Below are 13,792 nucleotides of genomic sequence, written 5' to 3'. Positions count from 1 at the left end.
AAACACAATTTTTAAGCTAGCAATGGCGTTCGCAAAGCGTCTCTAAGAGTTGGCGGGCTATGCCTAGGCGTCATATTTAAAAGCATTGTTTACACTTGTCTTCAAACCAGAGGATTTGCTAAATTTGATACTCAATATTCTAGTTTATTTATGGTTTAATTACTGTTGACAAAAATGATTTTGCCTAAACTTATCACAAATTGCAGAGATCGTACCTCAACTCAAACGATTAGCGATCGCTCTCTTTTTGGGGACATCTAACAAAATCGCATTGCTCCCGATTCTCCTTGACCCGATACACTTGGTATCTCTTGGCTAGGGATAGTCTAGGTACTCGCTAATTCTCAAGGCGAATAATCCATATCATGGAGTAGACATAGATTAGTTGTCTACTGCTGCTATTTCGGGATACGTGCGAGTAACCCATCAATTGTACGGCGATCTCCAACCTTCACCTGGTCTAGAAGTTTTTCTAATACATTACGCAATGATGAATCAGGAGTCCAGACATAATCCTTTGCTTCCAAGCTTTCTGCTGCTGCGATCGCGACTTTAGCTTCAGACGCTCTCAACATCTCGACTAGCAGGTCGATAACTCGTGGCTTGTCAGATCCAAATACAGCATCCGCAAGTCTAACCTGCCAAGCAACGGGTCTATGTTTCCAAGTTCTTGCCAAACGAGTCCAATCAGCTTCGCTAAGACCATCAAGGAGTTCTGTCGCGTGATCAATGGCATCATCAGACCAGAGATTTATATTGTAGTCAACCCCAAGGTATTGATCTAGCTCATCAAATGTATCCATTAAACTCTCCTTTCTTAATTTAGAAGCTTGTAGTCAGACTGCCTCCAGTTGGATAGGAACTCGTCACATTCCCACTAGCGTCCTTTATCACTTCCCATTGCGCCCCATTAATTATACCCTGATGAAGCGTAGCTCCATCCCTGGCGCGGGTCAGCACTGGCGGTGTCTTCGCAACCTGATCGCCAGCGCGCAGTATATCACTATCGCTCCAGCTTGAGGGTGCCAGGGTACTGGACTTAGTTCTTGACCATACTTCAGGTGGACCAGGAGATACCAACTTTTGAAATTTTACTTGCACGGTTCCGTCTGCATTTGGTACTGGTATTGCTGGTGGCGCTGGATCTATAATCCGAAAATTGGGATCGCTCAAAATGCTGGGCGAATGAGCGCCTCTAATTGTTCTAAAGTCAGCGGTACCTGGTGTTGTCCCCTTCTGTTCGCCCACCAATATTTTGCTGTCAATTTTCTTTTGTGCATCCAGTGCTGCTTCCACATCGGCGACACTCTTTTTTCCAGGCCCCATCTTGTCCAGAACGCGATCAAGACGGAATGCATCCGGGTCTGGTGCTGGTTTTAGTCCCGCATTGTTGATCAAGCGCTCAAGTTCCAATGGATCATCAATATAAGTCAGGAAGCGCTCAAGTTGAGCTGCGTCGTCTGTAATTACCAGCAGTTTCTCAAGTTGAGCCACAGTCATGCTGGGCAGGTTCAGCAGTCGTTCCAACTCAGCTGCGTTGGCAATTTTGGGCAGGTTCAGCAGTCGTTCCAACTCAGCTGCGTTGGCAATTTTTGGTAGCTCCAGCAGTCGTTCCAACTCAGCTGCGTTGGCAATTTTTGGTAGCTCCAGCAGTCGTTCCAACTCAGCTGCGTTGGCAATTTTGGGCAGGTTCAGCAGTCGTTCCAACTCAGCTGCGTTGGCAATTTTGGGCAGGTTCAGCAGTCGTTCCAACTCAGCTGCGTTGGCAATTTTGGGCAGGTTCAGTAGTCGTTCCAACTCAGCTGCGTTGGCAATTTTTGGTAGCTCCAGCAGTCGTAATAACTCAGCTGCGTTAGCAATTTTTGGTAACTCCAGCAATTTTAACAGCTTGCCAGCATCACCAACTTCTTCTAGGAGCAATATAAGCTGCTCCACGTTTCTAACCTTTCGTAACAATTGAAGAAGTTGACCTGTGTCCTCCACCATACCTAGCAAGCGTCCAAGCCGCCCTATGGTCTTGATTGAGCCTGCCAGAGGCAGCAACGCCAACACCAAGTCGAAGAAAGATTTACCCAGCATTCGCCACCGCTCATCGTCCGTCATGGCTTTGCCACTGAAGAAGGCTTGATAAACAGCGATCGCAAAGGCGATGAGAGCAACTACTGCAAAAACGATGGTGACAATAGCTACAATCACTTCCAGAATAGCCGCGATGGAAGCAACAAAGGCAACAACTGCCTCGATAGCAACAACCACGGCGACGATAGCTGCAAGTAAAGCCTCTGCTCCGCCAACAATAAGAATAATTAGACCTACCACAATCACGATGGCAAGCACAACCAGAGCAACGATGAGCAGAACCTTGACCACTTGCCAAAGCACATTAAGCAGCTCAACAAATCCATCCCAAATTCCACCGAGGAATGAACCGACTGCTTTGAGACCTCTTTCCAATAGGCTCTCATTCTCAACTTCCTCTGCCATCTTATCAATCTTTGCTCCCAGTCCAGAAGCAGCTTCGTCTTGCTTGGCAAGACCATCGTCTACTTTTTGCTTGAACTGAGCCTTACCTTCGTTGAGTTGCCGCTCCCAGGTGGCTGTACTCTCGTCAACCGCCCGCTGTAGCTGATTGCCTACATCGGTGACAACCTTTTGCATATCTTCCACACTCTTGGCAGCAGCATCACCCATTTTCTGAGAGGTCTGACTGGTGATGTTTGAAACTTTTGTCTCAAAATCACTTCCAATTTGTTGAACGGGTGCGCTCAACTGGGCAACTAGAGTCGTTGCCTGTTGTATGGCTTGGTTCCCAACCTCCTGACCAGAAGATTGAGACCCAGTAGATATCTGTTCCAGCGTGGAGTCATACTGGGTTAACGTGCTGTTGAGTTGAGTCTCTGCGGTATTGATGTTCTCAGTGATTAAATCCCCTGGATAACTGCCCAACTGGGCGGAAACCTCAGCCACGAATGAGTCAATGCCATTGGCAAATTTGGTTGCGTTTTCATCTACTTGCTGACAGGCGTTCTGCGCCGACTGATCAATGGCAGGTAGGGCTTGTTGAGCTAACTGATGGATTTGTTGGATGCCTTGCGCGTGTCCTGATTCAAGCTGTGCAGTGGTGTCACGCGCTGACAAGTCAATTTGAGACAAGGATTCTGTAGCCGCTTGGTTTATCGCTGCAATAGTATCGTCTCTAGTCTTCTCGATCTTGCTCCGGCTCGCTTGCGATGGTTCGCTGAACTTCTGAGCTGCTTCTTCTCCTTCTCGTCGGAATTTGGCAGCTAAGTCATTAGCATCTTGGTGAACCGCTGTTGCTATTTCTTTGCCAGCGTTGATGATGTCTTCAGCCGCCTTGTTAGCCATCTGACGAGCGCCACTGGCGATGTCAGGAGCTCGTTTATAGCTGCTGTACTGTGCAGCTTTGCTTTCTCCTAATGTCCTGGCTTGGACTGCCTTGTTGTTACACCCGTCAATTGCCCTTTGTGCTTGTTGATTGCCTTCAGTCGTCGCTGCGATGGCTTTACTTTCTGCGGCTTGTCGGATTGCGTTTTGTTTCTCTCCAACTACCCGTTGCAAATTCCCCAATTCAGTCTGTGCAGCATTCTGAGTGGCTTCAATCTTCACGTCTTGCTGTGACGTGATTTCTATGCGTGCATTCTGGGCGGCTTGCCGAACTTGTTGGAGGGTTTGGCTATAAACCTTTTCCAGCTCAGTGACTTTAGCTTCGATCGATTGCTGGACATTCTGCTTCTGTATTTCAGCATTTGCCAAAATTTGTTGTTTCTTTGGTTCAGCAGACTGGAACAGCCCGTCTCGTTTTGCCGCTGCTTGCTGGATAAATTGGGTAAGTTCAGCCGATGAAACTTCGGTTGTGCCTCCTGACGAGGCTTTAGTAGCCGGTTTAGCCTCAGCAGTCACCTTAGAAGTGTTGGCAGGAACGGGTGTGGCTCCTATATCTGCCTTTGACGATGAGGACTTGGGCGCTCCCCCGTCTAGGGGTTTAATAGTTGGGTGAGTCTTGCCAGTAGCTTGGGCAACAGCCTGATCGGACTTAGCATCAGTCATAGTCTCCGGCTGGGCTTCAATAGCCGGTTTCCCCGCGACATCTGCTTTGGGGGCGTTAGTGGGAGCGGATATAGCCCCTCGATCTACTTTTTCTGGTAATGCTGTTGGAGCTTTCTGGATCTCAGTCTCTTTGTTATCGCCAGCAGGTTGTGGTTCGGGATTATCTTTGAGTTGTATTGTTGGTTCGGGTAGAGAGTTGAAAGAAAATGCAGGGCTAATTTTAGGCTGAAGGGTTTCTTTATTAGACCACAAGTTAATAACATTTTTTTGTTGGAGTCTATTATCTTTTGTCTGTTGCACGACATGAGTCAACTCATGGGCAGTCAAATCATTCTTCTCTGGAGATTTCCCAGATCCAAAGTAGATATCGCTACCATACGTAAACGCCTGTGCTTTCAATTCCTTATTCATCTGCACTGCTTCGCTGTCCGTATGCACCCGCACCTGCTGGAAGTCAGCCCCCAAACGAGGCTCCATGAACGATCGCACTTCATCTGGTAAAGCACTCCCCCCACCCTGACTCGCATTCAGTCGATTTTCCAAATCGGGCTGAACTTGGGAAACACCATCAGCAGCGCGTTGAATCGGTTCTTCCTGCTCACAAGTTTCACATTTTGCCTGAATCAGTTTCTCCTCTGCCAACATTTCCTGACGCTGCACCAGTGGGGTGATGGTTTCTGCCAGTGGCTTAGTCTGGATCTCTTCTGTTTCTTCTTCCTCCACCTGGCGCTGAAAGTTGGGGGTTGGAGGATAAGTCATCCGCATCACCTGATTTGCCACCCAATCGGCTTCCTGCTCATACTTGTCCCCTGGTTCTCCCACCGTCAGTTTGGCCTGGGGACGACGCAACGCCATGCGACTAATGTCATGACCAAAAGACCGTTGTGGAATGGTTTCTGATAACAAAGATTGCTCGTCAGCAGACTGAGCTTCTTGAAGGTTGGTTGATTCCTCAGTTGCTGTTTGGATGACATTATTCGTTGGTGAACCGAAGCTTCGCACTGGATTTGCCAGTGTCGGAGTCGTTGGTGAGACAAGAGACGGATTTGAAAAATTTGATGTACCTGCTTTGTTACGCCCAAACGTGCGTAGTTTACCACCGTAGGTATCGCTCATCTCACCCTTCCTTCATCGATGGGTAAAGCTATGATTCCTGATGTCAGGCATTTTATACCAAATAAATTTTACAGTTTATCGAAATGCGATCGCTATCGACTTTGGTCTAAATTTAGGGTGAATTCTACTCAACACTTTTTTATGGGCCTGAGAACACAGCTTGTTCTATATCATCCCGACTTAGAGAATACTTAAATGAGCGTTGAATATCTTGCCCATTTTCCCCAGATTGGACATATCGCACTACGATTTGCTCAACATCAAGCCATAATTCAGCTTGCCAACTAGGCCGATGCACACGCCAGCAATGCCTCTGTGTTTCGTCTTGTTGACAGCCTTGGTCTTTTAGCCACTGCTCAATTTGTGGCAGGGAATGATTATATAGGGGAGTATCAGAGGGAAGAAGAAGCATAGGAATTTTAGATTTTGGATTTTAGATTTTTTAATTACTCAGATGGGTAATTAATTGCGACATATAGGTAATCGGCTGTTGTAAATATGCAGTTGGTTGCAGCAAATGTGTTGGGAACGCAGCCTCGCCACGAGTTAAGCCAATGGCAACTGCTAATAACAGACAACCTACAAATGTTAACACCAGCATAAATAAAGCAAAGATTTCGCCAGATGAAAGGGGGCGATCGCTCGCATCGAGGTAAGCTGATTTTGACCAGTCATGAGAACGCGAGACGGGATGATTCAAATCCGGGGGTGGTTGAATCACTCCAAAGCGGGAATAGCCAATTTTTAAATCGTAGCCCAAGCGCCGTTCTGGATGGCTAAGGGTAGCATAAGCTTCGTTGATTTGCTGAAATTTGGGAGTGGCGATCGCAGTCGGCAAGTCTGTAGTATCAGGATGATAGCGTTTGCTCAGTTCCCGATAAGCGCGACGAATGTCAATTACCGATGCCGAGGGATGCAGTCCTAGCAGGGAGTAATAAGTTGGTTCACTGCTTTGTGGCATTGCCCCGTTTTGATTCACGGCTGTTTGAGTCACTTTGCTCAAAGATATTTTTTATATTTTAAATCCTTTGTGAATTGGAGAAGACACAGCAGGTCTAGCATTTGATAAGATATTTTAATAAAGCATTTAATTAGATGCGATGCAGATCAAAATTAATCTCGAAAATATTCAAAGTCTCACCGACTTCAAGCGCAATGCTAAGGATTACCTAGAGCAGATCAAGTTCACAAAGTCCCCACTTGTACTAACTGTAAATGGTAAAGCTGAGGTTGTGGTGCATGAAGCGCAAGCGTTTCAACAGATATAGATGAACTCCAGCGCCTTGAAGAAGAACTGCAAAAACTCAAGTTAGAAGCATTACGCAGTCAGATTGACATTGGTATTAAGCAACTTGATAGTGGACAGTATACTGAATATAACGACGAGTTACTTCCAGCTTTTTTTGCAAATATTAAAGCACGAGAACAGCAAAATTTGGCTAACAGCGATTCTGTATGAGTCGATTTCGGATTTCTACTCAAGCAGCGCAAGATATTGAGGATATATGGAAATATCTTGCCCCAAATAACTTAAAAGCTGCTGACAAACTTTTTGATACTCTGCGAGAAAGCTTTCCAAAACTGGCCAAGTTTCCCCAAATGGGCAGACAACGAGATCAATTGGCTGCTTTTTTGCGAAGTTTTCCAGTGAAAAATTATTTAATTTTTTATCGTCCAATAGACGAAGGCATAGAAATTGTACGTATCTTGCACGCTTGACAAGATATAGAAACTATTTTTCAAGATGACGAAGACTAATTAAAAATTAGTCATTGTTCTGGTCAATAGCTTCATTAAGATTGATATCTTATTCCTAACGGATTAAATCAGCACGGGGTTTAAAGGTTTCAATTTGCCGTAGCTTTTCATACAGTTCCCGTTCTTCTTGACTAATATTTTTCGGTGTAACTATTTGAATTTCTACTAATTGATCGCCACGTTTACCGTCATCACTAGGATAACCTTTATTCCCTAGTCGAAATTTTTGACCAGACCTAACTCCGGGAGGGGTGGTCATTTTTACAGGGCCATCAAGAGTAGGTGCTTCTACCTGTCCTCCTAAAACTGCCTCGCTGGGAGTAACGGGAACCTGGCAGAGTATATTAGAACCTTCTAGCTTAAATAATGGATGAGGTTCAACGGTAATTTTTAAGTATAGATCGCCACCGCCAACGCCTTGGTTCCGCAAACGGATGGTTTGACCTGATACCATACCTGGAGGCATATTAACTTCTAGCGATCGCCCATCTTCTAAACGAATGCGTTCATTACCACCTTGATAAGCTTTTTCTAGGGGAAGTGTTAATCTGGCTTCTATATCCCGGCGGGTTGTGCGAGGAGGGGTGTTAACTGTGTAGGCAACTTTTGTTCTGGGGGAACGAAACGGATCGCTAGTATTGCCATTATTGGAGTTATTTTCCGTACTCTTATTTTTGACGCCGATAACTTGATTAATAAAGCTTTCAAAGTCGGAGAATTGGCTTGGATCTACATCCTGATTCCCGTTGCGATCGCCTTGAGTACTCTGCCAAGTTTTCGCCTTTGGGGTTTGTTTGTTGCCCGCAAAGCCTTTTTGCTTCCAGTAGCGGCTAAACTGGTCATACTGCGATCGCTTGGCTGGATCTGAAAGAACTTCATAAGCCTCGCCAATATCCTTAAATTTTTCCTCAGATTCTTTGTTACCCGGATTCAGATCGGGGTGATATTGCCTTGCTAACCGCCGATAAACCTTTTTAACTTCCTCACCAGAGGCATCTTTAGATACTCCCAATATCTCGTAGTAATCACGAAAGTTCGGCAAATTTTGCATAGTTCAGTTGTTTAAATTTTAGATTTTAGATTTTGGATTAATTATGAGTTAGCAGAGATGAGTTAGGAGTTGAAAGATTTAATTTTTAACTCCTAACTTCTAACTCCTAACTTTTCTTATAACCAATCATTGTCTTCTTCATCATCCCAGTTATCTTGGTAGCTGGGACGGGATTTGCGTGGAGGACGGCTTTCATAAGAGGAAGAACGACTATCCCGGTTATAGTCTCTGCTATAGTCTTTACCGTAATCTTTGCCATAGTCCTGACTGTATGAGTCGCGTTCCCGATATCCATCTCTGGGAGATTCGCGTTCTTTCTCTTTATCACCACCTGTAAAGATGTCACGGATAGTACCAAACAAATCGTCGTCTTCGTCTTCAGCATAAGACTGGCGGACTTCCCGATTTAGTTCATAGAGAGCATCTTGCAAATCAGCGTAGGCTTGATCGATACCGCGATCGCTATTTTCCTTCAGACTCTCCTTTAGTTGTCGGCAAATATTATCAATTCTTTGGCGGCGGCTGCGGGCAAACTGCATACCAAATTCCAGTGCTACTTCTCTAAGTTGCCTTTCTGCTTGGAAAATCAACGCCTCAGAACGAGTCCGCTTTTCTACTCTTTCTTTACGTTCGCGATCGACATCGGCGTATTTTTGAGCATCCTGAATCATCCGATTCACTTCCGACTCGTTCAAGGTGGAAGCGCCTTGAATGGTGATACTCTGCTCTCGCCCAGTGGTTCTATCGAGGGCTGTTACCTGTAAAATCCCATTAGCATCAATATCAAATGACACCTGAACTTGGGGAATTCCTCGTGGTGCTGGCGGGATACCATACAGCTTGAAACGTCCTAAAGACTTGTTGTTTGCTGCCATTTCCCGTTCGCCTTGAACTACGTGAATTTCCACAGTATTTTGGTTATTTTCAGACGTGGAAAAAATGTCAGAACGACGTACTGGAATGGTGGTGTTGCGGGGAATGAGTTTTTTCATTACGCCACCGATGGTTTCCAATCCCATAGAAAGGGGTGTGACATCCAACAGCAGCACATCTTTGAGTTCGCCTGCGAGAATTCCGGCTTGAATTGCTGCACCTACTCCCACGACTTCATCGGGGTTGACATTTTCATTGGGTTCTGTGCCAATCAAGTCCCGCACAAGCTGCTTCACCATTGGCATTCGCGTAGAACCGCCAACTAGTACAACTTCTTCAATGTCTCTAGGTGAAAGTCCGGCATCTTTGAGGGCGCGTTTCACTGGTGTTCGTAATCGCCCCACCAAATCACCACACAAACCTTCAAACTGGGAACGAGTTAAACGAGTTTCCAGATGTTTGGGGCCATCTTCCGTGGCGGTGATGAAGGGTAAGTTAATATCAGTGACGCTAACAGCAGAAAGCTCAATTTTGGCTTTTTCCGCAGCTTCCATGAGACGTTGCAAAGCTTGGCGATCGCGTCTTAAGTCTACCTCTTCTGTTTCCAGAAATTGCTCTGCTAACCAATCTACGATTATTTTGTCAAAGTCATTACCACCAAGTTGCGTATCTCCACTGGTAGCTTTGACTTCAAATATCCCATCACCAACGTCTAAAATCGACACGTCAAAGGTGCCACCACCCAAGTCAAATACTAAAATAGTTTCCGTGTCACCCCGATCCAATCCATAAGCCAAAGATGCCGCAGTCGGTTCATTGAGAATCCGCAACACCTCTAAACCGGCAATTCTACCAGCATCGCGAGTTGCCTGCCGTTGAGAATCGTTAAAATAAGCGGGTACTGTAATTACTGCGCCTGTGACTGGTTCACCCAAATACCGACTAGCATCGTCTGCCAATTTCTTCAGCACCATTGCCGAAATTTCTTCTGGGGCAAAATCTTTATTCAGACGGGGACAGGCGATTTTAATATTACCTACTTCGTCTTTGCGGATAGTGTAGGGCACACGCTTAGAATCTGGATTAAGTTCGCCATACTTCCGCCCAATGAAGCGTTTAACTGCAAAAAAAGTATTTTGGGGATTGAGAACGGTTTGTCGCCGTGCCATTTGCCCAACCACCCTTTCACCTTCTTTACTAAAGCCAACCACGGAGGGTGTTGTTCGCATTCCTTCTGCATTGGCAATCACCACCGGCTTGCCACCCTCCATCACGGCGACTACTGAGTTGGTTGTACCCAAGTCGATGCCGACTACCTTGCCCATGCGTTACTCTTCTCCTAAAGTGTCTTATATATTTATTATGATTGGGCGGAACTATCTCTAGCTTTGTGCCACAGGATAAAAACACCCCAATGGTATAATAGTCATTATTAAGGCAGTAAGCTAAGAAGTGCAGCTAGAGGAGATAGTTGCAAGACTAGGATAGCATTGAGATGGTTGGTGTGCCTAAGCAGCCTCAATTCTGGTTATCCGCCTACTTCTTTTACGGTATGTGCAAGTTGGTTAATGCACCTTAATAATACTTGCTTTGCTTTTTTGAGTGTCTGAAAACCCTAAATATTGCCACTATTTTAAAAATTTGAATTTAACAGAGCGATTACAAAGTTCCCTGAGTGCGATCGCGCGCGAACGCGATCCTTACATGGCAACGGCTGGACATTTTTTTGTCCAAGAATACATCCGTCAGCAATTTTCCCAATGGGGGAGTGTGGAAATCCACACCTTTGAAGTCAGAGGCAAAGCTTGTAATAACTTGATATTAAATTTACCTTCCCAAGCTAGAGGGCAAAAAAGAGATTTGCCACCTATCTTAATTGGCGCTCATTATGATGCCGTTCCGGGAACACCAGGGGCAGATGATAATGCTACAGGTGTGGCGGTGTTGCTGGAATTGGCGAGAAAGTTTGCTGCCCAAGCTGTAAGATATCCTCTAAGGCTGGTTGCTTTCGATATGGAAGAATACGGCTTACTGGGTAGCGCGGACTATGCAGCACTGTTGCACCAACAAAAGCAACAGCTACGCTTAATGATTTCCTTAGAAATGCTGGGCTATAAGGATTCTACACCTGGCTCCCAAAGTTATCCCTCGCCTCTGGAACGCTTCTACCCAGATAGAGGTGATTTTATTGCTTTAATTGGCAATTTGCGGATATTGCCTGATTTAATTGGCATGAGTCGGAGTATTCGCAAAGTTGGCGTAGCTAGTCAATGGCTACCCGTGCCGAATCGAGGTTTAATAGTTCCCCAAATCAGACTTAGCGATCATGCACCTTTTTGGGATTTGGGTTATCCAGCAATGATGGTGACAGATACGGCATTCTTGCGAAATCCACATTATCACAAAGCTAGTGATGCGATCGCTACTTTGGATTTAGATTTTCTGACTCGTGTATGTGAAGGTTTAGAACTTGCGATTCGGAATCTATAAAAGTTACACTTTGTTCCAAAAGTATTTTCAATAATACAATAATTTCAATCATTTGTAATGTCTAACTTGAATCATATATTTAATCATATATTTTCTGTGTGCGATCGCGCATTTGGAGTCAAAGTAATTAAATCGTCGATATTGCGTTTCATTGTCTCGCAAATTGCATCTAATGGTAAGTCGTTGGCATCATAACCAAAGGGGTTTTCTATCTCCAAGCCGATGGCTTCAATACCAAATACTGTAAAACCAACTAAAGCAGCAATTAAACCTGTCCACCAACCGAGACTATGCACGATTTGAAATGGTAGCAAGAAGCAATATAGGATCAGCAATTGCTTCAGATGAATAGCATAAGCAAGGGGCATAGGTGTTTTTAAAATACGTTCGCATGCACCTAAATTATCCACAAGATTATTCAATAACTCTTGCATAGATGTTAGCTGGTAGCTATTAAGGCAATTACGATGATACTGTTGCTGTAAATAATCTCCTATCCAAAAGGCAACCTCTATAGGAGGATTATTCATAATCTTCAGTTTTCTATACTTAGAAGAGGGCATTAAGTCTTCTAACTCTCTATTGACAGCCTCTCCTCGCAAATGTAATTTAGTGGTTACACCAAAAGCTGCCAATAAGTTTAATGCCGTAATTTTATTTTCTTTATCTTCTGGTGAAATTTCCTCAACTGATACCCAAATTTGCCGCGCTAGATTTCGGATGTTATTTACTATAGATCCCCAACATTTTCTACCTTCCCAAAATCGCTCATAAGCAGTATTTGTCCGAAAGACAAGTAACAAACCTAAAACAATGCTCGGAATAACACTTCCTAAAATAGGTTGGGATACAGGCAGGTCAAAATGGTAAAGTAGAGAAATCAGAAATCCGAAAGCTCCGCACCATAAAATATGTTTATAAATTGCTTTAATTACCGAACCTTTAACTTGTAATTTTGCGCGAACCCATTTTATTTTTTCGGCTATCATACAATCATCCTCATAAAATATTTAGTTAACCAATAGATTAAACAGCAAATAACTTAAAAATAATCACTATAAAAGCAGCACAATTGGCTGGCAAAGAGGATACTTGAAAAAGTAATCTTGGTTAAGAACATGATATGCTGGTTGCAATGTATTGTATTCTAGCTTCTGTTATACAATATCGAGTCCGCTTAAATACTTATTATTAGCACTGACGCAAAAAGTTTTTTGATAAGCAATTAGGTGCATATTATATAAAAGTCAAGAGCAATGCCTATAACTCGCTACGCCTAAGCGCCAATTATAAAGAAATGTAAAGATTTTCCTGTAGCTGCATAAATCCCCCCATTCTACCCCGAGAAATCTATAGAAGAAAAGGTACATTCCTATCGATGATGTCTATACAGCATTAGTCGGTATGATATACCCTAGTAAATCAAAAAGTTCTAGCCTGTAAAAATCCTGCCCTGTAAATTAAAGTCTAGGCATAACTTACTTATTTAGTTATGTCTTTTTTTTAGTTAGTCTCGAAATGTTGAATTTCAATCAAATAACCATTAAAATCACGGAAAAAACAGTGGTAAATGTTGTAGTTTTCATTTAGTGTCGGTGGCTTTTCAAATTCCATGCCACGTTCTTTGAGATATTTACAGCAGTTTTCATGTATTTGAACCACATCTGTCGTAGGGGCACAGCATGCTGTGCCCCTACCGCGTGGTCTATTTACCTGAAAATGTAAACTACTCATCCACCTGCTGTGTTGCCAAGGTAAAAATTACACTCGATTGCTTTTAGGTTGGCGGAGCTGATTTTTCCCTTGCTTCACACAATCCCAAGTATACAGAGCCACTAACAGTATAAATTCGACAGGTTCCTTGGTCAAGCCATAACTCCAAGCCTAGCTTTTGTTCGTAGAATTCTGTAGATACATTGAGGTTATGGGTAGAAAAGAAGGTAATTTACTGTTCGATTTGCGGATGAGGACACATAAAACACATTTGAGTATATACCCTAACGACATCCGGCGATCGCAGATGTAAAAATTGATTGATGTTAGAAACCTGTTACTACTCCAGAATGCCTTAAGTGCATCTGGAGTTTCTTTTTGGAAAAAGCGATGTCTACGACGGTCACTGAGCGACTTGCCTTGAGCGAAGTCGAAAGGAGCCGAAGTGCGGGCTGCGCCTACGAAATTTTCCAAATCATCCTGATATGCCAAAACATGGCTGAATAAGGATGCATACTGAATTATCTATATCTAAACACGGGGCATCACCGTTGATGTACCCCTACTACCAAACAACTCTCGCAAAACAGCCTCAGTTCATCTGGGGCTGTTTTGCGTTACTTCCGACCATCTGTGAGAGGTTAAGGTAATTGCACATTTGTCAAGAGGGTGCAGGAAAAGGGGATAAATCTAGCTTGGAGACTGGCTTTCGGAGATATTTAA

The 13,792-nt window shown here is 44.1% G+C and carries 10 protein-coding genes; 3 read left to right on the top strand and 7 right to left on the bottom strand.

The window, feature by feature from the left end:
* Window positions 1–398: 398 nt before the first annotated feature.
* From V7K50_RS21595 to V7K50_RS21580, 4 genes are all read right to left on the bottom strand, one after another.
* Window positions 399–803: a hypothetical protein gene (locus V7K50_RS21595; RefSeq protein WP_334963571.1), complete on the bottom strand. Its 405-nt coding sequence runs from the start codon at window positions 801–803 to the stop codon at window positions 399–401.
* Window positions 804–822: 19 nt separating this feature from the next.
* Window positions 823–5,184, bottom strand: coding sequence for an eCIS core domain-containing protein (locus V7K50_RS21590; RefSeq protein ID WP_334963569.1), 4,362 nt, complete (start codon window positions 5,182–5,184; stop codon window positions 823–825).
* 139 nt (window positions 5,185–5,323) lie between these two features.
* A complete protein-coding gene (locus V7K50_RS21585) occupies window positions 5,324–5,596 on the bottom strand; it encodes a DUF3143 domain-containing protein (protein WP_334963567.1) in 273 nt (90 codons plus the stop codon).
* A 30-nt stretch (window positions 5,597–5,626) separates the two neighbouring features.
* Window positions 5,627–6,145 carry a J domain-containing protein gene (locus V7K50_RS21580; RefSeq protein ID WP_334963814.1) on the bottom strand — a complete coding sequence of 173 codons (519 nt, stop codon included), beginning with the start codon at window positions 6,143–6,145 and terminating at the stop codon, window positions 5,627–5,629.
* A 139-nt stretch (window positions 6,146–6,284) separates the two neighbouring features.
* Between V7K50_RS21580 and V7K50_RS21575 the strand changes: the two genes are divergently transcribed.
* On the top strand, window positions 6,285–6,452 hold the full coding sequence (locus V7K50_RS21575; protein ID WP_334963565.1) for a type II toxin-antitoxin system prevent-host-death family antitoxin: 168 nt from the start codon (window positions 6,285–6,287) through the stop codon (window positions 6,450–6,452).
* A gap of 187 nt (window positions 6,453–6,639) precedes the next feature.
* Window positions 6,640–6,903 (top strand): type II toxin-antitoxin system RelE/ParE family toxin, encoded by a 264-nt coding sequence (locus V7K50_RS21570; RefSeq protein WP_334963563.1) that lies wholly within the window; start codon window positions 6,640–6,642, stop codon window positions 6,901–6,903.
* A 94-nt stretch (window positions 6,904–6,997) separates the two neighbouring features.
* Here V7K50_RS21570 and V7K50_RS21565 read toward each other — a convergent pair whose 3' ends face one another.
* Both V7K50_RS21565 and dnaK read right to left on the bottom strand, forming a co-directional pair.
* On the bottom strand, window positions 6,998–7,993 hold the full coding sequence (locus V7K50_RS21565; RefSeq protein WP_334963562.1) for a J domain-containing protein: 996 nt from the start codon (window positions 7,991–7,993) through the stop codon (window positions 6,998–7,000).
* A gap of 116 nt (window positions 7,994–8,109) precedes the next feature.
* Window positions 8,110–10,191, bottom strand: a complete 2,082-nt coding sequence (gene dnaK, locus V7K50_RS21560; RefSeq protein ID WP_334963560.1) for a molecular chaperone DnaK — start codon at window positions 10,189–10,191, stop codon at window positions 8,110–8,112.
* A 316-nt stretch (window positions 10,192–10,507) separates the two neighbouring features.
* Between dnaK and V7K50_RS21555 the strand changes: the two genes are divergently transcribed.
* A complete protein-coding gene (locus tag V7K50_RS21555) occupies window positions 10,508–11,356 on the top strand; it encodes a M28 family peptidase (protein ID WP_334963558.1) in 849 nt (282 codons plus the stop codon).
* An 83-nt stretch (window positions 11,357–11,439) separates the two neighbouring features.
* Here V7K50_RS21555 and V7K50_RS21550 read toward each other — a convergent pair whose 3' ends face one another.
* A complete protein-coding gene (locus V7K50_RS21550; protein WP_334963556.1) occupies window positions 11,440–12,345 on the bottom strand; it encodes a bestrophin family protein in 906 nt (301 codons plus the stop codon).
* Between the last annotated feature and the right edge of the window lie 1,447 nt (window positions 12,346–13,792).

Origin of the sequence: Nostoc sp. (assembly GCF_036917135.1) — a bacterium.
Classification (GTDB): Bacteria; Cyanobacteriota; Cyanobacteriia; order Cyanobacteriales; family Nostocaceae; genus Nostoc.
Note: the sequence above shows the minus strand (reverse complement) of the source record. Positions and strands in the feature narration are given on the sequence as shown.

Excerpts from the sequence above, each read along its gene's own strand:
- V7K50_RS21595 (WP_334963571.1), bottom strand. The coding sequence starts at position 803 with ATGGATACATTTGATGAGCTAGATCAATACCTTGGGGTTGACTACAAT.
- V7K50_RS21590 (WP_334963569.1), bottom strand. The coding sequence starts at position 5,184 with ATGAGCGATACCTACGGTGGTAAACTACGCACGTTTGGGCGTAACAAA.
- V7K50_RS21585 (WP_334963567.1), bottom strand. The coding sequence starts at position 5,596 with ATGCTTCTTCTTCCCTCTGATACTCCCCTATATAATCATTCCCTGCCA.
- V7K50_RS21580 (WP_334963814.1), bottom strand. The coding sequence starts at position 6,145 with ATGCCACAAAGCAGTGAACCAACTTATTACTCCCTGCTAGGACTGCAT.
- V7K50_RS21575 (WP_334963565.1), top strand. The coding sequence starts at position 6,285 with ATGCAGATCAAAATTAATCTCGAAAATATTCAAAGTCTCACCGACTTC.
- V7K50_RS21570 (WP_334963563.1), top strand. The coding sequence starts at position 6,640 with ATGAGTCGATTTCGGATTTCTACTCAAGCAGCGCAAGATATTGAGGAT.
- V7K50_RS21565 (WP_334963562.1), bottom strand. The coding sequence starts at position 7,993 with ATGCAAAATTTGCCGAACTTTCGTGATTACTACGAGATATTGGGAGTA.
- dnaK (WP_334963560.1), bottom strand. The coding sequence starts at position 10,191 with ATGGGCAAGGTAGTCGGCATCGACTTGGGTACAACCAACTCAGTAGTC.
- V7K50_RS21550 (WP_334963556.1), bottom strand. The coding sequence starts at position 12,345 with ATGATAGCCGAAAAAATAAAATGGGTTCGCGCAAAATTACAAGTTAAA.